Source organism: Xanthomonas hortorum pv. pelargonii (assembly GCF_024499015.1).
Lineage (GTDB): Bacteria > Pseudomonadota > Gammaproteobacteria > Xanthomonadales > Xanthomonadaceae > Xanthomonas > Xanthomonas hortorum_B.
Window position 1 is genome coordinate 774,811 of record NZ_CP098604.1, and the last position, 22,304, is coordinate 797,114.

The window sequence follows — 22,304 nt, forward strand, 5'->3', positions numbered from 1 at the left end:
CTTTATAACGCATCGTCACGCCACTGTCGCAGCTAACTGCGTAGCGCGTGTCGCGGCTGGCGCGAACGGAGTATGAGGCAGATAATCGTTTCACTTTAAACGGTATCTCCTCTATGTCCGACATCGTCATCGTTGCTGCCAAACGCACTGCCATCGGCTCGTTCCTTGGCCAATTCAATGGCGTGCCGGCGCCCAAGCTTGCCGCCGCCGCGATCGAGGGTGCGCTGGCGCAAGCCGGGATCGCAGCGGCCGACATTTCAGAAGTCATCGTCGGCTGCGTGCTGCCGGCCAACCTCGGCCAGGCGCCTGCACGTCAGGCCGCGATTGCGGCAGGCATTCCCACTTCCACCGGCGCCACCACCATCAACAAGGTGTGCGGCTCGGGCATGAAGGCGATCATGTTCGGACACGATCTGATCAAGGCCGGCTCGGCCAGCATCGTGGTCGCCGGCGGCATGGAGTCGATGAGCAACGCGCCGCATCTGCTGCCCAACTCGCGCACCGGCAACCGCTACGGCAACTTCCAGGCAGTCGACCACATGGCCTGGGATGGTCTGACCAATCCGTACGACGGCCAGGCGATGGGCGTGTTCGGCGAAGCCACTGCGGAGAAGTTCGATTTCAGTCGCGCCGATCAGGATGCGTTCGCGATCGCCTCGGTCGAGCGTGCGCAGGCGGCGCAGCGCAGCGGCGCGTTCGCCGATGAAATCGTTCCGGTCACCGTGGCAACGCGCAAGGGCGAGGTCGTCGTGGACAGCGACGAGCAGCCCGGCAAATCCGATGTGGCCAAGATTCCGACCCTGAAGCCGGCTTTCAAGAAGGACGGCACCGTCACCGCCGCCAGTTCGTCGAGCATTTCCGACGGCGCGGCAATCACCATCCTGATGCGCGCAGACGATGCGCAACGTTGTGGCATCAGGCCGTTGGCGCGCATCGTGGGGCATGTCACCCACTCGCAGGAACCTGAGTGGTTCACCACCGCGCCGGTGGCCGCGATCCAGACCCTGGTCGGCAGGATCGGCTGGCATCTGGACGAGGTGGATCTGTTCGAAATCAACGAAGCGTTCGCGGTGGTACCGATGGTGCCGATCAAGGAACTGGGCATCGCGCACGACAAGGTCAACGTGCATGGCGGCGCCTGCGCACTCGGTCATCCGATCGGCGCATCCGGTGCGCGCTTGGTGGTGACATTGGTGAACGCGTTGCGCACGCGCGGCGGCAAGCGCGGAATCGCGACGCTGTGCATCGGCGGCGGCGAAGCGACTGCCATCGCTATCGAATTGATTTGATTGTTTTTAACGGCGATTTTGCAAAACTGAATGCGCGCACGCTTGACACTAGTCTTGTGGCCGTCATCATGTCGGGGGCGCGCAATAGCGCGTTGCCTAATCTAACGACGAGGATTGAAACAATGACCATTAACAAGCTGCTGATCGCAATGGCTCTGGGCCTGGCCCTGACCGCTTGCTCGAAGCCGGAACAGGCTCAGGACGCTGCTGCTTCGGCTAACGAAGCTGCTGCCGACGCTCAGACCGCTGCTGACCAGGCTGCTGCCTCGGGCTCGCAGTCGGCTGACGCCGCTCAGGCTGCTGCCAACACCGCTGCTGCTTCGGCTGACACCGCTGCTGACGCTGCCCAGGCTGCTTCCGGCGCCGCGACCGACGCTGCTGCTGATCAGGCTGCCGACGCTGCCAAGACGGCTGAAAACACCGCCGAAGCTGCTAAGGACACCGCCGAAGAAGCCAAGAAGTAATCACTTCTTAGCTCCAAGCGAGTTCGGAGAAAGCCGCTGGTTTCCAGCGGCTTTTTCTTTGCCTGAAATTTCTCCCGGAATCCGCCCCTGATCCGCCTGCACTGGATGCATCACGCGTCGCCATTAGACAAATGACTCGCCATCGCGTAGCGGCATGCCCGCCCGCGGCTGAATGGCCAGTGCGGCATTGACGCGCACTGCATTAGCTCCTGCATAAGCTCCGCGTTCCAACACCGGAACAGGAACAGGACCCACCCATGAAGACGATCCGCATGCTGTCGTTGAGCGCCATTGCCGCCCTTACGCTCGCCGCCTGCCAAGGCCCTGATGCAGAGCAGGCGCGCCGCGATGCTGCATCCGCTGCCAAGCACGCTGCTGCTGCCACCGAGCAGGCCGCCGATCGCGCTGCCGTGCAGGCCAAGGCTGCCACTGCCGACGCACGCGTTGCCGCTCGCGAACTGGCGGCCGATGCCAGCCGCGCAACCGCCAACGCCGCCGACGCCACCGCCGACAAGACCCGCGAGATGGCCAACAAGGCCGAGCAGAACGCCGACAAGCACGACGCAGAGCATCCGGAGCACTAAGAGCGACTGTCACAACGACTGCGCTCACCGCTAGGCGGGCACGGTCGGTGCTCGGAAAGCGCCATGTATCACGCACACGCCGGCTCTTCTGCGCCGTTCGTGCCACCAAGGACCGCCGGCCGCGCTTGTCAGCCACTCCGAAACACCGCGTGACCCCGTTGGCACTTTACGCACGCGCCGGCTTTATCGAGCCGGCGTGTGCGTTTGTCGGCGGCAGAAAGCGCATGTTGTCGAACACGGCAGGCTAGCATCGGCGCATGCCCTCTTCTTTTACCTCGCGCCGCAGCAATCAGCTTGCATTGGCTTTTTCTGCGCTGATTTTTATCGCCATCGGCATCGGCATCTTCGTCGGTGCACGCCGCTCGCTGGCCGATGCCGCGTGGGTGGCACACACGCATGAAGTGATCGGCCGGATCGACGAGATCCAGGCGCGCATGCTGGATGCCGAGTCGGCGCAGCGCGGCTTTTTGCTCACCGGCAACGATGGATATTTGCTCGACTATCAGACCAGCGTCGAACGCCTGCCGATTCTGCTCGGCAACCTGCGAAGGCTGATTACCGACAACACCACCCAGGAGCAACATCTGGACCGCTTGCAGCAGCTGGTGGAGACGCGTCTGCAACAGATCCAGCATACCCTCGACCTCTATACGCAAAGCGGTCTGGAACCGGCGCGCGCAAGCATTCGACAGAACGCTTTCCGTACCACCAGCGCGATCCGCGAGCAGTCGCTGAGCATGGTGCAGCGCGAACAGGAACTGTTGGTGCAGCGCGCCGAAAGCAGCCGGCAAAGTGCGACCTTGCTGCTGGTGCTGGCGCTGGCCGGCATTCCATTCGGGCTGGTCGTCGTCGGCACCGTCTACGGGTTGTTGATGCGCGAACTGAGTAATCGCGCGCAGGCCGAGCGGCTGGCAGCGCAGGCCAATCGCGAGCTGGGCGAGAGTGTCGACGCGTTGCAACGCAGTACCGCCGATCTCAATCTGCTCAGCCGTTATACCGGCCTGCTGCAGAGTTGCATCAGCGCCGAAGAGGCGCTGGTGGTGACCAGCCGCACCCTGGCCGGCCTGCTGCCCGGCGTGGCCGGAAGCGTGTATCTGCTGCGCGCGTCGCAGGATCGCGCCGAAGCGATCAGCCACTGGGGCGAGCCGCTGCTGCAAAGCGCGCCGCATCTGCTGCCGGAAGAGTGCTGGGCGCTGCGCCGGGGTCAGCCGCACATCATCGAAGACCTGCACCGGGATGCGCTGTGTGCGCATATCGCCGTGCCCGACACCACCGCGCCGATCACTACCGCCTGCCTGCCGATGTCGGCGCAAGGCACCCAGCTCGGCTTTCTGTTTCTGTCCTCGCCCGGCCCTGGCCCGATGCCGCGCCTGGAAATCGCCGAGGCCGCGGCCGAGCAGTTGTCGTTGGCGCTGAGCAATCTGCGTCTGCGCGAATCGCTGCGCCGGCAATCCATTCGCGATGCGCTGACCGGGCTGTACAACCGGCGCTATCTGGAAGAATCGCTCAGCCACGAGCTGGCGCGCTGCGCACGCCGCGACCTGCCGTTGTCGGTGCTGATGCTGGATGTGGACCACTTCAAACAGTTCAACGACAGCCAGGGCCATGCCGGCGGCGATCTGCTGCTGGCAGCGGTGGGCGAGCTGCTGCTGACCCGCCTGCGCGCCGAAGATGTGGCCTGCCGCTACGGCGGCGAAGAATTCACCGTGATCCTGCCCGAGACCGATGGCGCCGAAGCCATGCGCGTGGCCGAGCAGATCCGTGGCTTTATCGCCGCATTGGCGGTCACCGATGGCCAGCGCGCGTTGCCGCGCGTGACCGCCTCGATCGGCGTGGCCAGCTTCCCGGTCGACGGCGAATTGGGATCGAGCCTGATCCAGAAAGCCGATGCGGCGCTGTATATCGCCAAACACCGCGGACGTAACCGGGTCGAGCAGCACGGCGCCGCCACGCCCCCACTGGATTGAGCACGCACGCCGTCGATGTTGGATTGCGCAATTCGTCACACAAAAGATCCATCGACGCGGCGATAGTCGGCCTTGACCCCCAAGCGAGGCAATCCGATGTCGATGTGGCGCGATCAAGGTCCCAACAAGAAAGACGGCGTTCCGGCCGCACCCGAAGTTCCTCCCGCCGCCGATGGCCGGTTGTTCACCGCCGAGGCCAGCCCCGCTCCGCCGGTGCCTGCCACCGCCCCGCCCAGTGTTGCGCCGGTGACGCCGGCAGCCAGCACTGCGGCCCCGCAGCGCCAGAATGAGGCGAAAGAATCGCTGATCGCCGCCGACATCAGCATCGAAGGCAAGATCGAAGGCGCCGGGCACGTGCGTCTGGCCGGCCGTTTCAAGGGCGACGTCAACGTCAAGGGCGATCTCACCATCGAACGCGGCGCCAAGCTCAACGGCGGCGTGCGCGCCAACAAGGTGATCATCGCCGGCGAACTGGAGGGCAATATCGAATCTGCCGCGCAAGTGGAATTGCAGACCTCCGGCGTGCTGGTCGGCGACGTCAAGGCCGGTAGCCTCACCGTGGCGTCGGGCGCCCGCATGCGCGGCCAGGCCGATTTCGGCTGGGGCGAAGACACCGGCAAACCGGTTGGCACGAGCAAGGCAATCGTGAGCGGAGACAGCGACGCCACATGAGTGCACCCCGCCCGGGCACGCCCGGTGCCACGCGCAGCTGCCCGCATTGCAAGGCGACGATTCTGGAAAGCGCCAGCGTCTGCCCTGCGTGCAAGCATCACCTGCGCTTCGACTCGGCAGCTGTGCAACATGCGCAGCCCGCCCCGATCGTGCCGCTCAAGGTCGAAGGCACCATCCGTCATCCTGCCGATGGCGATCCATGGGAATACACCGTGGTGGTGTCGGTGCGTAACGGCAAGGGCGAAGAGATTCGCCGCCAGGTCGTGGATGTCGGCGCAATGCAGGGCGGCGAAGAGCGTGGATTTACCTTGGCCGTCGAAGCGACTGCGGTGCGCTTACCCGGGCGGCGTACCCGGCATTAGGGTGTAAGACGGTAAGCGCCAGATGGAAGACATGCGGGAGATCGGGCGTGCGGGAGATCAGGATCGGAGCGGGATCAACGCGGATAACGCCGATCACTCCTCGCTTTTGATGTTCGCTTGTCAGGTTTTATTTGCGTTCTCGATGCAGCAAAAGGCAACGTCCTAGCGTCCCAGCGACGTTGAATGCGCACGTCTCGCCACGCGAAACGCTCGACCGCGTCGCGCTAGACGCTTTCTCGTAAGCACGCACGCGTCCACCCGAACCTCGCCGTGCAAGCACGTGTCGAGGCGCTACGCCGATGCATGCCATTCCCATTCTCAGGATCTGCACACCGGCTTGGCCAGAGTTGCCGCATGCGCAACGGCAACGACAAACCTGGCGATCTGGTGGTGCTTGGGCCCGAGGGTCTGTATTGCCCGCAGGGCGACTTCCATATCGATCCCTGGCGGCCGGTGCCGCGTGCGGTGATCACCCACGGGCATGGCGACCACGCGCGCAGCGGTATGGGCGACTACCACTGCACGCACGAGAGCCTGCCGATCCTGCAGTGGCGCCTTGGCGAGCAGGTCTATCACACGCATGCCGATGGTGAAGCGTTTCGCCTGGGACGTGCGCAGGTGTCGCTGCATCCGGCCGGACACGTGCTCGGCTCGGCGCAGGTACGCATCGAAGTCGATGGCGAGGTCTGGGTCGCCTCGGGTGACTACAAACGCCAGCACGACCCCACCTGCAAGCCGTTCGAAGTGGTGCCGTGCGACACCTTCATCACCGAAGCGACCTTCGGGCTGCCGGTGTATCGCTGGCCGGAGACCTCAGATGTCGCGGCCGATATCGTCGCCTGGCGCCACGAATGCGCCGAGCGCGGCGAAGCGGCCATTCTGTATTGCTATGCATTGGGCAAGGCGCAACGGGTGTTGGCGGAGCTGCGCGCCTGGGACACGCAACCGGCGTTGTTGCATGGCGCGATCGCGGTGGGCGTGGAGGTGTATCGCCAGGCCGGCATCGCGATGCTGGATACCCAACCGGTCAGCGAACACGCGCGCGGCGCCGACTATGCCGGGCAATTGGTGTTGGCGCCGCCCTCGGCGGCCGGCAGCGCCTGGATCCGTCGCTTCCGGCATGCACAACAGGGCTTTGCATCGGGCTGGATGCGCATTCGCGGCAATCGCCGTCGGCGCAATTACGACCGCGGTTTTGTGGTGTCCGATCATGCCGATTGGCCGGACCTGTTGCGCACCATCGAGGAGACTGGCGCGCGGCGCGTGATCGCCACCCACGGCAACACCGATGCCTTGATCCAGCATCTGCTGGAACGCGGCGTCGCTGCCGAAGCCTTCCGCACCGATTTCGGAGCCGAGGAATGAACCCGCTGCCCGCACGCCGTTATGTTCGCGCACGTCCTCGCATTCGCCTGAGCGGCGCGCTTGCGTTTCGTCGGCACGCCTTGGCGTTTCGCATTCATCGCGCTGCGCCCGCCGCCATTGTCGGACCGCCGCAGCCGCAGCGTCGCGTACGCAGCTTGAGTGCGTTTACGCAACGCGCAATGAAACTGCGCGCCGCAGACAAATGCGCAACTGCGCAGGCACTGCTGTGAAGCGTTTTGCCGCGTTGTACCGCACCCTGGATCGCAGTACCGGCACGCTCGACAAGCGTGCCGCGTTGGTGCGTTATTTCGGCAGCGCGCCGCCGCCTGATGCGGCGTGGGCGTTGTATTTACTGGCCGGCGGCAAGGTGGCCAGCACACGCATGCGCATCGCCAGCAGCGGCGAGTTGCGCGAATGGATCACCGAGACCGCCGGCATTGCCGATTGGTTGGTTGCAGATAGCTACGACCACGTCGGCGATCTGGCTGAAACGCTGGCCTTGCTGTTGGATGACCCGGCCACCGAAGCGGCCGATTTACCGCTTGCAGAATGGATCGAACAGCGGCTGCTGCCGATCGCCAATCAAGACGTCGATGTACGCAAGGCCTGCATCGTGCAGGCATGGCGCAGCCTGGCCTTCGACGAGCGTCTGGTATTCAACAAGCTGCTGACCGGCGCGCTGCGCGTTGGCGTGTCGCAGCGACTGGTGCAACAGGCCTTGGCCGAGATGTCCGGGATAGAGATCGCGCGCATCGCGCAGCGCATGCTCGGCAGCTGGCGGCCGCATCCGACCTATCTGGCCAACCTGCTGACCGCCGAAGAATTGCCCGGCGATCGGCAGCAGCCCTACCCGTTCTTTCTCGCCTCGCCACTGGAAGCCGAGGTCGAAACGCTGGGCGCGGTCGATGCCTGGCTGCTGGAATGGAAGTGGGACGGCATTCGGCTGCAGCTGATTCGACGCGCTGGCGAAGCGGCGTTGTGGTCACGCGGCGAAGAACGTCTGGATGGTCGTTTTCCGGAAATCGAACAGGCCGCGATGCAGTTGCCAGAGGGCACCGTCATCGATGGCGAGCTGTTGGCCTGGCAACCGGAGCAACCGTTGCCGATGCCGTTCACCGCCTTGCAGACGCGCATCCAGCGGCTCAAGCCCGGGCCAAAGACGTTGGCAGCAGCGCCAGCACGTGTGGTCGCCTACGATCTGCTTGAGCTGGATGGCGAGGATTTACGCGAACGTCCATTACAGGAGCGTCGTGCACTGCTGGAAGGCGTGCTGGCCACACTCGCCGATCCACGCATCGTTGCCTCGCCATTGGTGCAGGTGAGCGATTGGCAGGCCGCCGCGCAAGTGCGTCTGGATGCACGCGAGCGCGGCGTGGAAGGGCTGATGCTCAAGCGCGCCAATTCGGTGTATCAATCCGGTCGTCGACGCGGCGACTGGTGGAAATGGAAGATCGACCCGCTCACCATCGATGCGGTGCTGCTGTATGCGCAAGCCGGTCATGGCCGGCGCAGCACGCTGTACACCGACTACACGTTCGGGCTGTGGCACGAGGGCCAGCTGGTGCCGATCGCCAAGGCCTACTCCGGTCTGGACGACAAGGAAATTCTGCAGCTGGATCGCTGGATCCGCGCCAATACCACCGAGCGCTTCGGCCCGGTGCGCGCGGTCACCGCGCATCATGTGTTCGAGCTGGGGTTCGAAGCGGTCAATCGCAGCGCGCGGCACAAGTCCGGCATTGCAGTGCGCTTCCCGCGGATTTTGCGCTGGCGCCAGGACAAGCCGATGGCCGAGGCCGATCACCTGAGCAGCTTGCAGGCGCTGGCACGGTGAGCGGCGCGCAGCAGACACGCGGCACGCCGTTGCAGCAATGGCGTGCCTGGTTCGCGCAGCGCGGCTGGGCGCCGTTACCGTTTCAACGCGATGTGTGGAAGCGCTATCTCGATGGCGAATCCGGCTTGCTGCATACGCCAACCGGCAGCGGCAAGACGCTGGCGGCCTTCGGCGGGCCGCTGCTGGAAGCGTTGGCTGCACGCGGGCGCCGCACGCCGATCAAATCTGTCACGACGACTGCGCGTCGTCAGCAGCAACGCACACTGCAAGTACTGTGGATCACCCCGTTGCGCGCACTCGCCGCCGATACCGCACGCGCCCTGCGTGAACCGGTAGAAGCACTGGGGCTGGATTGGCAGGTGGGCTTGCGTACCGGCGATGCCAGCGCGCGCGACAAGCGGCTGGCGCGCAGCGGCAAGCTCGATGTACTGGTCACCACGCCAGAATCGTTGGCGTTGTTGCTGTCGTACCCGGATACCGCGCCGCAGTTGTCGGCGCTACGCTGCGTGATCGTCGACGAATGGCATGAGCTGCTCGGCAACAAGCGCGGCGTGCTGCTGCAGCTGTGCTTGGCGCGCCTGCGCGGCTGGGCGCCGCCACTACGCATCTGGGGCTTGTCGGCGACGCTGGGCAACTTATCCCAAGCACGCGATGTGCTGTTGCCGCATCGCCCGGATGCTGCGCTGGTCTCGGGCGTCAAACCACGCGCGATGACGTTGGAGACCTTGTTGCCGGAGAGCGGCGAACGCTTTCCCTGGGCCGGGCATCTGGGCCTGGCGCAGCTGGCGCGCGTGCTGCAGAAGATCATGCAGCAACGTACCAGCCTGGTGTTTACCAACACGCGCGCGCAGGCCGAGTTGTGGCATCAGGCCTTGAACGCGGTGTGGCCGGACGATCCGGCCACGCTCGCGTTGCATCACGGCTCGCTGGACCCGTCGCTGCGCGCAGCGGCCGAACTCGGCTTGCGCGACGGCAGCCTGCGCTGCGTGGTGGCAACCTCCAGCCTGGATCTGGGCGTGGATTTTCCGGCGGTGGATCAGGTGCTGCAGGTCGGCAGCCCGAAAGGCATTGCGCGCTTGCTGCAGCGTGCCGGCCGCGCGCGTCATCGCCCGGGCGAATCCGGACACGTGGTGTGCGTACCCTCGCATGCGCTGGAACTGGTGGAATACGCCGCTGCGCGGCGCGCGATCGTGCATGGCCATATCGAAGCGCGCCCACCGCCGCGCCTGTCGCTGGATGTATTGGCGCAGCACTGCGTCACCCTCGCACTCGGCGGCGGTTTCCGCGCCGATGCAGTGTTTGAAGAAGTGCGCGGCACCGATGCATTTGCGGCGCTGGATAAAGCCACCTGGCAAGCGGTGCTCGACTTCATCGTGCAAGGCGGCAGCGCGCTGGCGCATTACCCGGATTTCCATAAAGTCGTGCGCGACGAAGAGGGCGTGTATCGCGTCATCGATCGGCGCGTCGCGCTGCGGCATCGCTTGTCCATCGGCACGATCACCAGCGATGGCAGCGTGCGCGTGCAGTTTTTGCGCGGCGGGCGCCTGGGTGCGGTGGAAGAACAGTTCGTCGGCCGTCTGCGCCGTGGCGACCGGTTCCAGTTCGCCGGGCGTTTGTTGGAGCTGGTGCGGCTGGAAGACATGACCGCTTATGTGCGCGTGGCCAAGGGCGGCAGTGGCGTGGTACCCAAATGGATGGGCGGGCGCATGCCGTTGTCGTCGGCATTGGGCCGTGAGGTGGAAGCAGTATTCGCCGATCCCGGCGATGCGCCGGAAATGCAGGCGCTTGCGCCGTTACTCCGCTTGCAATCGTCGCTATCGTCCCTGCCCGGCCCGGATCATCTGCTGGTGGAAAGCATCAAGGCGCGCGATGGCCGGCACGTGTTCGTGTATCCGTTCGCCGGCCGCCAGGTCAACGAAGGGCTGGCTGCGTTGCTTGCGGCGCGCTGGGGGCGGCGTCAGCGCAATACGTTTAGTTTTGCCGCCAACGATTATGGCTTTGTGCTCTCGCCCGCGCAGGATGTGGAACTCGACGCGAGCGTGCTGCAGAGCTTGCTGTCGCCATCCGGGTTGCTCGACGATCTGCGCGACAGCCTCAATCTGGGCGAGTTGGCACGCCGACAATTCCGCGAGATCGCCCGCGTTGCCGGGTTGCTGTCGCCATCGCTGCCTGGCCGTGCACCACGCAGCCTGCGTCAGCTGCAGGCCTCCAGCGGCTTGCTCTACGACGTCTTGCAGCGCTTCGATCCCGAGCATCTGCTGCTTGCTCAAGCTGAGCGCGAAGTGTTCGAAGGCCAGCTCGAACTGGCGCGGCTTGCGCATGCATTGGAAGATTGCGCACGCCGCGAACTACGCCTGTGCAAACCGCGCAGTCTGACTCCCCTGTCGTTTCCGTTATGGGCCGAACGTGTGCGCGGCCAGCTGAGTACCGAAGACTGGAAGGCCCGCGTGCTGCGCGCTGCCGAACAACTGGAGCGTAAACATGGGCGATAGCGTGCAACTGCGGCTGGCCGGCGAAACAGTGGAATTGCTCGGCGAGCGTGCGCTGTATCGACCGGCGCAACGCGCCTTGTTGATCGCCGACCTGCATCTGGGCAAGGCCGATGTGTTCCGTCGCGCCGGCATCGGGATGCCGGCCGGCGGCACTGCGCACGATCTGGATCGGCTGGATGCGTTGCTGGCACAACGCGCCGTGGAGGCGTTATGGATCCTCGGCGATCTGCTGCACGGGCCTGCCCCGCGCGCGGCCTGGCATCGCCGCTGGAGCGCATGGCGTGAGCGTCATTGCGCGTTGCGCGTGATCGCCATCCGCGGCAACCACGACCGCGCCCTGGCCGGTGCGGATCTGCATATCGAAGCGGCCGGCGAGCAGGTCGAAGACGGCCCGTTCGTGCTGCGCCACGATCCCTTGCCGCACCCTACCGGGCACGTGCTGTGCGGGCATCTGCATCCGCTGGCCGCGCTGCCCGGCATGTCGCGTCGCTGGCCGGCATTCTGGTTGCGCGAGCGCGTCACCATCCTGCCGGCGTTCTCGCATTTCACCGCGGGCATCGTCCCGACGCTGATCGAAGGCGAGCGCCTGGTCGCCTGTGTGGAAGGCGATGCGGTGGCATTGCCGGTACGCTAACGACACAGCAGTGCGACTGCGATCACGACAGCACGCCAGCACGCATCAGATAGATCACGCGTGTGGCCCGCAACAACCCACACGCGCTACATCACGGCTTTAACGCCATCGTCCTCAGCAGGTGTTTGCAGCTGCGGCGACAGCTGCGGCTGCGGCACTGGTTGCGACAACGCCTCCACAAACTCCGGCGCCAACGCCAGCTTGCCGAACCAACCCTGCTGGGTACCGCTGAGCACACGAAGCATATGTCCGCGCCCGCCAGGCACGCGGCCCATCGGGCGCATCAGCAGGTCGCGTCCGTGTGCCCATAGATCGCGTTCGGACTGGAACAGCGGCGTCAACCAACGGCTCCAGCGGTGGTAGATCGCCACATGCGCCTGGCGTTCGCGCTGATAGTGCTGCAAGGCCGCATCCAGATCGGTGCCAACCCGCAACGCATCGCGCATCGCCAACGCGTCCAGCAGCGCCATATTGACGCCCTGCCCCAGCTGCGGACTCATCGCATGCGCGGCATCGCCAGCCAGCACGAAACGGCCGCGATGCCAGCGCGTCACCACCGCGTCGCGGTAACTGGCACGCGCCAGTGCGCCATGCACTTGCACGGTTTCCAGGCGGGCGTGTGCATCCGGCCACATCTGCGCCACTTCATCGCGCCATGCCGTGATGCCGCGCTGTTCCCACGCGGCAAAATCGCTGCACGGCAGGCTCCAGAAAAAACTCAGCCGCGGCGTGTGGTCGCCAGGGCGCGTGCCCACCGGCAGCAAACCGATCATCTTGCGCGCACCGATATACCGCTGTCGCAGCTCATCGACGAACGGCCAATCCTCGCGTGGCAACAGGCACCACAGCGCGCCCCACGGATAGACCCGATCCAGCCGCGTGCCCTGCGCCTGCGCGCGTAGCGTGGAGGCCGAGCCATCGGCGGCGATGATCAGATCGTACGGACCATGCCAGTGCCCGCGCTGGTCCTGCACACGCACGCCGTCGTGATCGATCGCGGTGATCTGCGTATCCACATGCAGCTGCGCCGGCTCCGGCCATGCCTCGCGCAACAGCGCGAACAAGGCGCCGCGCTGCATGCCCAAGCCCATCAGCCGCGTATCCAGATCGCGATACTGCATGTCCATCACCGCGCGCCCGCACGGCGTCTCGCCATACAGCCGCCGCACCGGCGCGCCATGCGCAAGCGCCTGCGACAGCAATCCCATCTTCCACAACACCTGCAGGCCGCTGGGCTGCAGCAGAAATCCTGCGCCCACCGGCCCGGGCGCGACGGCGCGCTCGAACACGTCCAGTCGATGCCCATCGGCGCCCAGCAGCACGGCCAGTGCCTGCCCCGCCGTGCCATAGCCCACTACCGCAATCCGTAATGCTCGTTGCATCGTCCCTGCTCTGTTTCGCTAGCACCGATCCCGCATGGACCGGTGCAAAAAAACCCCCGCCGTGGCGGGGTTCTTCAACCGCACAATCGAGTCACATCACTCGACCGGCGTGATGTTCGAAGCCTGGGCACCCTTGGGGCCCTGGGTCACGTCATAACTGACGCGCTGGCCTTCCTGCAGGCTGCGAAAGCCCTTGGAGTTGATCGCGGAGAAGTGCGCGAAGACATCGGCGCTGCCGTCCTCCGGTGAGATGAAGCCAAATCCCTTGGCGTCGTTGAACCACTTGACGGTACCGTTCGGCATGGTGATGCGAGACCTTTGCAATAATTAATGGGTGGTGTACGGCGATGCGTACGCGCCGAGTATGCAAAGCTTATGCCCCAATGACAATCACCCGCGTGCAAGTTCGCCAATCAGCTCCGGCAATCCGGACGAGGCCGCATCGACGTTACTCAGCACCTCGGCCATGGTGATTTCCTGCGCGTCGCCGCAGCCGGCCGCCCAGTTCGCAACGATCGCCAAACACGCATATTCCAGGCCTTTTTCGCGTGCGAGACCCGCTTCGGGCATGCCGGTCATGCCGACCAGATCGCAGCCATCGCGACGCATGCGGGCGATCTCTGCAATCGTTTCCAGCCGTGGTCCCTGCGTGGTTCCATAACATCCATCGGCAACCAGCGTGACACCCGTCACCTTGGCCGCGGCGATGACCTTGCTGCGAAACATCGGCGAATACGGATGACCGAAATCCACGTGCTGCACCTCGCTTCCCGGCTCTTCGCCGAAGGTGGACACGCGGCCCCAGGTGTAATCGATCAATTGATCCGGGCACGCCAATACGCGCGGGCCGAACCGCTCGGTGATGCCGCCCACGGTGTTGAGTGCCAGCACGCGCGAAGCGCCGATTTGCTGCAGCGCAGCGATGTTTGCGCGGTAATTCACCTTGTGCGGCGGCAGCGAATGGCCTTCACCATGACGCGCCAGAAACGCCACGCGGTGACCCAGCAACATGCCGACGCGAATCGGCCCGGAGGGCGCGCCGTACGGTGTTTCGATCTGGTGCGTCTGCACCTCGTCCAGCTGCGCGAGCTTGTAGACACCAGTGCCGCCGATGACGGCCAATGCGATGGAATTGGGGGACACAACCGACCTCTGCTACGAAAAGACATGACGGCGCGCGCACGCGTGCGCGCCTGGCTGCCCGCAGCGATGCGGGCACACTGCGGGAGTTACTGCTTCATCGCATAGATGGCGGGAATGCCGCGCAGCTGCTCGTTGACGTCCATGCCGAAGCCGAACACGTAGCGGTCGGCCACTTCCACGCCCACATAATCGGCAGCGACGCCCGGCACGCAGCGGTCATGGCGCTTGACGGTCAACACCGCCACACGCACGTCGGTAGCGCCCTGCTCCAGGCACCACTGGCGCACGCCCTGCAGCGTGTAACCCTCATCGAGAATGTCGTCGACCAGAATCACCCGGCGGCCGAACAACGCGGTGGCCGGGCGGTGCTTCCAGACCAGCTCGCCGCCGGTGATTTCGCCGCGATAACGGGTGGCATGCAGGTAATCGAACTGCAGGTCCTGGCCGCGTGCGCCCAGCTCCAGCGCCAGTTGGCCGGAGAACGGCAGCGCGCCATGCATGATGGTGAGATACACCGGCACTTCGCCGGCGTAGTCGCGCGCGATCGCATCGGCAATGCTGCCGACGGCCGCGTCGATGGCGGGGCGGTCGACCAGCAGATCGGCTTGGGCCAGGGCCTGGGAAATGGTGAGCGTGGACATCAGGCAGTTGTTCCGAAAGGGGCGGAAGGGGAAGTGGTGAATGAGGCGTCGGTGCCGGCGAGCAGGCCATCCCAGCCCAGCGCGCCGCGGCCGATCAGGCCGATCAATGCTGCGGTATTGAGGCTGCGGCCTTGCACGGCCTGCAGCGATTCATCGACCAGTTCCGGATGGCAGACCAGCACCACGTCGCAGCCGGCATCCAGGTGCGCATGCACCCGGCCCGCCACGCCACCGGCACTGAACGAGGCGGCCATACCGATGTCGTCGGAGAACACCACGCCGCGGAAGCCCAGTTGCCCGCGCAGGATCTGCTCGATCCAGCGCTGCGAATAACCGGCCGGTTCCGGCGCAACCTGTGGGTAGACCACGTGCGCCATCATCACCGCGTCGGCACCGGCCTCGATCCCGGCCACGAATGGCACCAGATCCTCGGCCAGCAGCACCTCCAGCGGCCTTGGGTCGCTGGCGTGATCGACATGGGTGTCTTCCAGCACGGTGCCATGCCCGGGGAAATGCTTGAGCGTGGCGGCCATGCCAGCGCCGTGCAGCGCCTGCACATAGGCGCGGGTGAAGCTGGCCACGATCTGCGGGTCGTCGCTGAAGGCGCGATCGCCGATGGCGCGGTTGCCGCGGCCCAGATCCACCACCGGCGCAAAGCTCAGATCCACGCCGCTGGCACGTACTTCGCTGGCCATCAGCTGCGCATGCGCGCGCGCCGCAGCGAGCGCGGCCTCGGGGTCCTGCGCATACTGCGCGCCGAAGCTCTGCAGCGGCGCCAGAGCGCTGTAACCGTCGCGAAACCGCTGCACGCGCCCGCCTTCCTGGTCCACGCAGATCAACACCGGGCGCGGTGCCGCGGCGCGGATGGACGCGGACAGTTCGGCCACTTGTGTGCGCGAGGCGAAGTTGCGCTTGAACAGCACCACGCCGGCGACCGCATCGTGCTGCAGCCAGTCGCGCTCCTGTGCACTGAGTTCGGTACCGGCAACGCCGATCAGAAGCATGTTGGGGGACTCCCGGGCCAGGCGCCACGTTGGCGCAGCGCGGCATTGTCGCAGATGCGCGTTGCAGCGTCAGATTGCGTATTCAGGCAGGTGCCGGACCGGTACGTCTACGCGCCTGATTACCCGGGCGATGTTCTGCACTCACCGACGTCGGCTGGCTGGTTTCGCCCAAGGCCCGCAGCCGCCCTGCCCCTGCGGACTGAGCCGTGTCCAGGCCGCTCGGGACGTCATTAGAGCCGCCCTGATCCAGCGCACGTCAGAGCACCTCAAGATTCGCCCGCCAATGCGCGGCCTGCGCCTGCACCTGGGCCAGCACCTCCGGCGCCATGTCGTCGAGCTGCCGGTACGGCATCGCCAGCCGCTCGTTGGCGTGCAGCAGCGTGCGCTGCCGCGCCAGGAAATCCCAATACAGCGCGTTGTACGGGCAGGCCTCCGCGCCGACCCGCGCCTTGCGCTGGTACTTGCAGCCGCCGCAGTAATCGCTCATGCGGTCGATGTAGGCCGCGCCGCTGATGTAGGGCTTGCTGCCGAGCAGGCCGCCGTCGGCGAACTGGCTCATGCCGATCGTATTGGGCAACTCCACCCACTCGAACGCGTCGATGTAGACGCCCAGGTACCAGCGATGCAGCGCCTGCGGCTCCAGCCCCGCCAGCAGCGCGAAGTTGCCGATCACCATCAGCCGCTGGATATGGTGCGCATGCGCGTTGGCCAGCGAGTTGCCGATGGCATCGGCCAGGCAGCGCATGCCGATCTGCCCGTCCCAGAACCAGTGCGGTAGCGGCGCATGCTGCGCCAGCTGATTGGACTGTGCATAGCCCGGCATCTGTGACCAATACACCCCGCGCACGTATTCGCGCCAGCCCAGAATCTGCCGGATGAAACCTTCCACCGATGCCAGCGGCGCATGTCCGTCATGCAAGGCCGCCTCCGCGCGCGCGATCACCTCGCGTGGATGCAGCAGCTTGACGTTGAGCGCGAACGACAACAGCGAATGGAACAAGCGTGGGCTGCGCGTGCTCATCGCATCTTCGTAGCGGCCGAAGTGCGGCAATGCGTGCGTAATGAACGCCTCCAGGTGCTGCAACGCTTCGTCACGATCCAGCGGCCATGGCAAGGCATCGGCGTTCGGTGCGCCGAAGCTGCGCACGCCGGCCGCTTCGATGCAGCTCCACAGCGCGCGCTGATCGTGCGCTGTGCGCCACTCCTGCGGTGCCGGCGGGTCGCCCGGCCACGGCGCGCGGTTGTCGTGATCGAAATTCCAGCGCCCACCTTCCGGCTCGCCGGATGCATCAAGCAGGACCCGATGGCGACGGCGCATCTTTCGATAGAACACCTCCATGCGCCATTGGCTGCCCGTGCGAAAACATCCCGCTACCTCATCGCGCTCGGTCAGAAAATGCTCGCTGTCGACCATGCGTGTGGCGAATGGCTGGCGCGCGCACCAGTCTCGCAGCGCTTCATCCAGCCGCCATTCGTCCGGCGCCTGATAGTCCAGATGTGCGGCGTGGTAATGCGCCATCAACGCGCCCAGATTGGCGGGAATCGACTGCCGATTGCTGGGGTCGTCGATGGCCACGTAACGCACACGATGACCGGCCTGCCGCAGGCGCGTAGCGAATGCGCGCATCGCCGCGAAGATCGCCAGAATCTTCTGCGCGTGATGCAGCACGTAATCGGTTTCTTCGCGCACTTCCATCAGCACGTAGACCACGCCCGCATCGGTCGCATCGAACCAGCTGTGCTGCGGATTGAGCTGATCGCCCAGAATCAGGCGCAGCGTGTGTGCGGGTACCTGCGGGTTGAGGTCGGCTGCGCGTGCCACAGCGCTAATCGCGATCGCTGCACACGGCATCGCTGGCGCACACACGCTCCGCCAGCGCCACGCCGCTTTGCCAGGCGCCTTCCACCTTGCCGCCGGCCAACCAGTCGCCACACAGGCCGATGCCCGATTGCGCATCCCAGGCGCAGCCGATCTGCAGGGGCGGATCCGTGCTGGCCACAGTCCAGCGAGACGCAGCGCAGGACTGCGGCACTGGCAACCCAAGCGCGGCCAGTGTTGGCAACACACTGGCAATCACCGCCTCGGGCGTCGCGTCGAAATGCGCCTGGCTCCAATCGGCATTTGCGTGCAGCAACCAGGTTTCGCTGCCGGTTCGTCCAGGCTTGCTGGCGTTGCGTGCCACCCAGCGCAACGGGCCGGCGTTGACGAACAAGGCGTCGTAACCAGGGTCGAGCGGCGTGTCGAAATGCAGCACCACCGCCCAGGCCGGCTGCATGTTGGCGCCAGCGGCAACCGTCGCGAGCGTGGGCGCGATGTGCTCCAGTAATGCAGCTGCAACCGGCGCCGGCACCGCCAGCAACACTGTGTCGAAGGCGTGTTTTGTCTCGTCTCCCGACACAGCCAGCCGCCATGTGTCGCCGTCGCGCTGCAGAGATCGCACAGCGGCGCCCGATCGAACATCCAGGTCTGCCGCAAGCGCACGCGCCGGTGCGGCCATGTCCGGCACACCGACAAAGCGCGCCACAACGCTCTGCGAGGGACGGAATTCGATGCCATCCCAGCTCGCGACGCGCGCAGGCCAGGCCGCCGCGACGCCGGTGGCAATCCATTCGTCCACTACCGCTGCAAACGCACGATCGCGTGCGGTGAAATACTGCGCGCCGTGGTCGCACTGCCAGCCATCGCCTGCGCAACTGCGCATGCGCCCGCCGGGTGCATCGCCCTGCTCGAACAGCGTTACCGTCCATCCCGCCGCCTGCAGCCGTTGCGCACAGGCAAGCCCTGCCAATCCGGCGCCGATCACCGCAACCGTCTTCGGGCGGGCGGGCTGTGTCATCTCGTCATGGGTTGGGAGTTGCAAGACGCCGCCGGCAGTTCACACCGCACAGCCGTCCGGCCCGCAGGCATTGGGACCACCGATCGGCGCCGATTCGGCCGCCAGCTGCAACAGTGCTTGCGCAAAACTCTCCGGCGGCTGCGCGCCCTGGATCAGGCTGCGTCCATCGATCACGAAACTTGGCACCGCACGGATTCCCAGCGCAGTGGCCTGCGCCAATTGCGCCTCCACCGCAACGATGCCTTTGTCGGAGTCCAACAGTGCGCGCACGCGCGCCTCATCAAGACCGCCAGCGGCACCGGCATGCACCAGCGTTTCGGTCGCGCCCAGGTTGTGGCCTTCGGCAAAATGCGCGTGGAACAGTGCTTCGATCACTGCTTCGACATCACCCTCATGGCTGGCCAGCCAGATCAGCCGATGCGCGCGCAATGTACTGACCTGCACCTGGCCGCGCCCGAAATCGAACGGCAAACCTTCGGCACGCGCAGTGGCCTGCGTCTGCGCCAGCATCTGATCCACGCGCGCAGCACCGCCGAACTTTTGCGCCAGCGCATCGCGCAACGGTGTCGGTTCCAGACCGGCGTCGGGGTCCAGCTGAAACGCGTGGTAATGGATGTCCAGCGCAGGTGCCTGCGCACCAAGCGAGGCCACCGCCTGCTCGAAGCGGCGCTTGCCGATCCAGCACCAGGGACAGACAACGTCAGACCAGATATCGATGCGCATGGGCGGGGATTGGAGATTCGTCATTGGGGATTGGCAGAGCATAAGCCCTATTCCAAGGCAGGGATTGGGGAGTCGCAACGCATCAGCCCAAGGCCGACGCATCACCTTTCAGCTTTTACGAATCCCGAATGCCCAATCCCGAATCCCGGCTCTCCACCCACTGCGTGAACGGATGCGAGGCCAGCGCCAGGTTGTAATAGCGCACATCGTCGGTGACTTCCGCACCGATCCACTCGGGCTTGGCGAACGCCTCATCGGCACGCCCGAGTTCGATCTCGGCCACGACCAGCCCGGCGTTGTCGCCTAGAAATTCGTCCACTTCCCACACATGGCCCTGGTACTCGACCAGATGCCGGCGCTTGTCGATCAAACCGCCGACACATAGCGCCAGCAGCGCACGCGCATCGACCACAGGAATCGGGTAGTCGAACTCCTGCCGCGTATGCCCCACCTGCCGCGATTTCAAATTGAGAAATGCGCTGTCGCCCTGGATGCGCACGCGCACCGACGCGTTCTGCGCGCCACTGCGCATCGCTGCCTGGTCGTTGATATAGCCCTGCGCCATCGGGATCACCGCATGCGCGGCGCTACGCCAACCGTCGCCGGTCACGAGAAACTTGCGTTCGATTTCAATGCCCATGTCCACAAGTATGGCGGGACCTGCAGAAAAATGCCTGGCCGACGCAGCCTCGCGACCTCTACACTCCGCCCCCTCTCATTCAAGGACAGAACACCATGACAGTCAGCCGATACTCCACCCTGCACATTGCGGCGCTCACTGCCGCATTGGTGTGCGCAACTGCCACAGCCGGCGCTGCTGCAGCCACGCTCTCGCTGGCCCAGGCGCAACAGGCACTGGATGCGGCCATCGCCGATGACATGGCAGCCAACCCGCAGAAGCAGGGCGACGCGCTCATGTCCGCCATGTTCCGTCCGCGCTTGACCGCGTTGACCGGCTGCCTGCCGGCTGTCGACGCCAAACCGGAGACGCTCGATTGCATCGTCACCGGCCAGGCCGGGCCCAGCGAAAGACACATGACGCTGCGGTTTGTCCCGAAAGGGAACGCGTGGGCGTTGCAGCACAGCGAGAAGGAAATGGAAGTCGCCGCGCCGGTACCGCCGCAGGATCGCGTGCAGGTGCTCCTGCGCGAGGCCATCAGCCAGATGCTTGCGCAGGAGAACGACGCGGCGATGCGCACGCGCATTCAAGACGCCGCGCGTACCGCGCAAGTCTCCGGTGTCGAGCACTGCAAACTGGGCAGTGAGGCGCCAGTGGTCGAGTGCGACGTCATCGTTGAAGCCGAGGGCAAACGCGGCACGCGGCCGATGGCCTTCGCGCTGGTCGACGGGCAGTGGCAAAACGCCGTAGAAAAGAAAGACTAAGAGCGGCTGACAAAACTACTGCGCAGCCGCAAGGCGGGCGACGGGTAACCGACGCCCGGAACATAAAGGCCTAGCGCCGCTCAAACACCGCGATGCTTTCCACATGCGCCGTATGCGGAAACATGTCCATCGCACCGGCGGCCTTGAGCGTAAAGCCCTGCTCGTTGACCAGATAGCCGGCGTCGCGCGCCAGCGACCCCGGATGGCAGCTTACGTAGACGATGCGCTCGAACTTTTTCAACGGCAGCTGCTGCAGCACTTCCAACGCACCCGACCGTGGCGGGTCCAGCAGTAGCTTGTCGAAGCCCTGCCGCATCCACGCGGTGTGGCGCTGATCCTGGGTCAGGTCGGCCGCGTAAAACTGCGCATTCTCCAGTCCATTGCGCTGCGCATTCTCGCGCGCACGCGCCACCAGCCCGGCATCGCCTTCCACGCCGACCACTTCGCGCACGCCGCGCGCCAGCGGCAGGGTGAAATTGCCCAGGCCGCAGAACAGATCCAGCACGCGGTCCTCGGGCCTGGCGTCAAGCAATGCCAGTGCATGCGCAATCATTTTCTGGTTGAGCGAGGCGTTGACCTGGATGAAGTCCAGCGGCCGGAACGCCAGCTCCACGTCCCACTGCGGTAAGCGGAACGACAGCGGCACCTGTTGCGGCCACAGCGGATGCACGCTCTCCACGCCGCCCGGCTGCAGGAAGATCGCAAACGCGTGCGCTTGCGCAAATTCCGTCAGCGCCTGCAGATCGCGCTCGCTGAGCGGCTGCATGTGGCGGATGGTCAGCACGACTGCGTCGTCGCCGGCAATGAATTCGATCTGCGGGATGTCGCGCTTGCCGTCCAGGCCTTCGACCAGCGCGGCCAGCAACGGAATCTTCTCGCCGATGTGCGGGATCACCGTGTAGCAGACCGACAGATCGGCCACGAAGCGCGGATCGAGCTCGCGGAAACCGACCAGCGTCTTGTCCTTCTTCTCCACCCGCCGCACCGAGAAGCGCCCCTTGCGGCGGTAGCCCCAGTTGTCGCCCACCAACGCCGGCAGGGTCGCCTGCGGGGTGACGTGGCCGATGCGCTCCAGGTTATCCATCAGCACGCGCTGTTTGGCCACGATCTGCTGCGACTCGTCCAGATGCTGCAGCACGCAGCCGGCACAGACGCCGAAATGCGGGCAGCGCGGGATCACCCGTTGCGGCGATGCCTCCAGCACCTCCACCGTCTTGGCCTCATCGAAATGCCGGCTGCGCGCGGTGGGTTCGGCACGCACCACCTCACCGGGCAGGGCGCCGCTGATGAAGGTGACCTTGCCGCCTTCGCCCTCGCGGCGCGCAACACCGCGGCCGTCGTGACTGAGGTCGATGATGGCGGTCTGGAACGGGGTACGGTCGAAACGGTTTCTGGTTCTGGCCACGTGGCGACGAGCTGCGGGCAAAAAGGGTGCTTATTGTCGCAGATGCGATCGATGGAGGCCGCTTGAAGCAATGGGACAATTGTCGTGCGCCGCAAACACAGGCAAACTCCGGCTGCGCGCGGCGGT

General features: G+C 65.4%; 22 protein-coding genes. 12 read left to right on the forward strand and 10 right to left on the reverse strand.

Annotation, left to right across the window (positions count from 1 at the left end):
- The first annotated feature begins 113 nt into the window (after positions 1 to 113).
- From NDY25_RS03425 to pdeM, 11 genes are all read left to right on the forward strand, one after another.
- Entirely contained in the window at positions 114 to 1,289 is a 1,176-nt protein-coding gene (locus tag NDY25_RS03425; protein WP_168958339.1) for a thiolase family protein, read from the forward strand.
- Positions 1,290 to 1,411: 122 nt separating this feature from the next.
- On the forward strand, positions 1,412 to 1,753 hold the full coding sequence (locus tag NDY25_RS03430) for a hypothetical protein (RefSeq protein ID WP_039528386.1): 342 nt from the start codon (positions 1,412 to 1,414) through the stop codon (positions 1,751 to 1,753).
- A 257-nt stretch (positions 1,754 to 2,010) separates the two neighbouring features.
- Positions 2,011 to 2,337, forward strand: coding sequence for an XAC1346 family secretion chaperone (locus tag NDY25_RS03435; protein WP_115038383.1), 327 nt, complete (start codon positions 2,011 to 2,013; stop codon positions 2,335 to 2,337).
- 257 nt (positions 2,338 to 2,594) lie between these two features.
- A complete protein-coding gene (locus NDY25_RS03440) occupies positions 2,595 to 4,304 on the forward strand; it encodes a diguanylate cyclase (protein WP_168958338.1) in 1,710 nt (569 codons plus the stop codon).
- Positions 4,305 to 4,400: 96 nt separating this feature from the next.
- Complete coding sequence (locus tag NDY25_RS03445; RefSeq protein WP_168958388.1) at positions 4,401 to 4,976, forward strand: bactofilin family protein; 576 nt, start codon at positions 4,401 to 4,403, stop codon at positions 4,974 to 4,976.
- Positions 4,973 to 5,338 (forward strand): hypothetical protein, encoded by a 366-nt coding sequence (locus tag NDY25_RS03450; RefSeq protein WP_168958337.1) that lies wholly within the window; start codon positions 4,973 to 4,975, stop codon positions 5,336 to 5,338. The genes NDY25_RS03445 and NDY25_RS03450 overlap by 4 nt, the downstream gene beginning before the upstream one ends.
- 354 nt (positions 5,339 to 5,692) lie before the next feature.
- Complete coding sequence (locus NDY25_RS03455) at positions 5,693 to 6,703, forward strand: ligase-associated DNA damage response exonuclease (RefSeq protein WP_168958336.1); 1,011 nt, start codon at positions 5,693 to 5,695, stop codon at positions 6,701 to 6,703.
- Complete coding sequence (locus tag NDY25_RS03460) at positions 6,700 to 6,933, forward strand: hypothetical protein (protein WP_168958335.1); 234 nt, start codon at positions 6,700 to 6,702, stop codon at positions 6,931 to 6,933. Before NDY25_RS03455 ends, NDY25_RS03460 begins: the two co-directional genes overlap by 4 nt.
- Complete coding sequence (locus tag NDY25_RS03465) at positions 6,930 to 8,534, forward strand: ATP-dependent DNA ligase (protein WP_168958334.1); 1,605 nt, start codon at positions 6,930 to 6,932, stop codon at positions 8,532 to 8,534. The genes NDY25_RS03460 and NDY25_RS03465 overlap by 4 nt, the downstream gene beginning before the upstream one ends.
- A complete protein-coding gene (locus NDY25_RS03470; protein WP_168958333.1) occupies positions 8,531 to 11,026 on the forward strand; it encodes a ligase-associated DNA damage response DEXH box helicase in 2,496 nt (831 codons plus the stop codon). The genes NDY25_RS03465 and NDY25_RS03470 overlap by 4 nt, the downstream gene beginning before the upstream one ends.
- Complete coding sequence (gene pdeM / locus NDY25_RS03475) at positions 11,016 to 11,660, forward strand: ligase-associated DNA damage response endonuclease PdeM (RefSeq protein WP_168958332.1); 645 nt, start codon at positions 11,016 to 11,018, stop codon at positions 11,658 to 11,660. The genes NDY25_RS03470 and pdeM overlap by 11 nt, the downstream gene beginning before the upstream one ends.
- 86 nt (positions 11,661 to 11,746) lie before the next feature.
- Here pdeM and NDY25_RS03480 read toward each other — a convergent pair whose 3' ends face one another.
- The 9 genes from NDY25_RS03480 to NDY25_RS03520 all read right to left on the reverse strand — a co-directional run bounded on the left by NDY25_RS03480 (position 11,747) and on the right by NDY25_RS03520 (position 20,030).
- Positions 11,747 to 13,042, reverse strand: a complete 1,296-nt coding sequence (locus NDY25_RS03480; protein ID WP_233366488.1) for an FAD-dependent oxidoreductase — start codon at positions 13,040 to 13,042, stop codon at positions 11,747 to 11,749.
- Between the two features lie 96 nt (positions 13,043 to 13,138).
- Positions 13,139 to 13,345: a transcription antiterminator/RNA stability regulator CspE gene (cspE, locus tag NDY25_RS03485; protein ID WP_003488188.1), complete on the reverse strand. Its 207-nt coding sequence runs from the start codon at positions 13,343 to 13,345 to the stop codon at positions 13,139 to 13,141.
- 87 nt (positions 13,346 to 13,432) lie between these two features.
- Positions 13,433 to 14,185: an S-methyl-5'-thioinosine phosphorylase gene (locus NDY25_RS03490; protein WP_115038373.1), complete on the reverse strand. Its 753-nt coding sequence runs from the start codon at positions 14,183 to 14,185 to the stop codon at positions 13,433 to 13,435.
- An 86-nt stretch (positions 14,186 to 14,271) separates the two neighbouring features.
- A complete protein-coding gene (locus NDY25_RS03495; RefSeq protein WP_168958331.1) occupies positions 14,272 to 14,826 on the reverse strand; it encodes a hypoxanthine-guanine phosphoribosyltransferase in 555 nt (184 codons plus the stop codon).
- Positions 14,826 to 15,830: a beta-N-acetylhexosaminidase gene (nagZ, locus tag NDY25_RS03500; protein WP_168958330.1), complete on the reverse strand. Its 1,005-nt coding sequence runs from the start codon at positions 15,828 to 15,830 to the stop codon at positions 14,826 to 14,828. Before nagZ ends, NDY25_RS03495 begins: the two co-directional genes overlap by 1 nt.
- A 256-nt stretch (positions 15,831 to 16,086) precedes the next feature.
- The gene (locus NDY25_RS03505) at positions 16,087 to 17,652 is read right to left on the reverse strand and encodes a cryptochrome/photolyase family protein (protein ID WP_168958329.1); all 1,566 of its coding nucleotides are present in this window, start codon (positions 17,650 to 17,652) and stop codon (positions 16,087 to 16,089) included.
- A 4-nt stretch (positions 17,653 to 17,656) separates the two neighbouring features.
- On the reverse strand, positions 17,657 to 18,691 hold the full coding sequence (locus NDY25_RS03510) for an NAD(P)/FAD-dependent oxidoreductase (RefSeq protein WP_425510773.1): 1,035 nt from the start codon (positions 18,689 to 18,691) through the stop codon (positions 17,657 to 17,659).
- A gap of 15 nt (positions 18,692 to 18,706) precedes the next feature.
- Positions 18,707 to 19,390, reverse strand: a complete 684-nt coding sequence (locus NDY25_RS03515; protein ID WP_168958327.1) for a DsbA family oxidoreductase — start codon at positions 19,388 to 19,390, stop codon at positions 18,707 to 18,709.
- Between the two features lie 115 nt (positions 19,391 to 19,505).
- Entirely contained in the window at positions 19,506 to 20,030 is a 525-nt protein-coding gene (locus NDY25_RS03520; protein WP_168958326.1) for a CYTH domain-containing protein, read from the reverse strand.
- 95 nt (positions 20,031 to 20,125) lie between these two features.
- On the opposite strand from NDY25_RS03520, the gene NDY25_RS03525 reads away from it, so the two are divergent.
- A complete protein-coding gene (locus tag NDY25_RS03525; RefSeq protein WP_256627771.1) occupies positions 20,126 to 20,773 on the forward strand; it encodes a hypothetical protein in 648 nt (215 codons plus the stop codon).
- Between the two features lie 70 nt (positions 20,774 to 20,843).
- Here the strand turns inward: NDY25_RS03525 and rlmD are convergent, their stop codons facing one another.
- Positions 20,844 to 22,178, reverse strand: coding sequence for a 23S rRNA (uracil(1939)-C(5))-methyltransferase RlmD (gene rlmD, locus NDY25_RS03530; RefSeq protein ID WP_168958324.1), 1,335 nt, complete (start codon positions 22,176 to 22,178; stop codon positions 20,844 to 20,846).
- Positions 22,179 to 22,304: the final 126 nt, after the last annotated feature.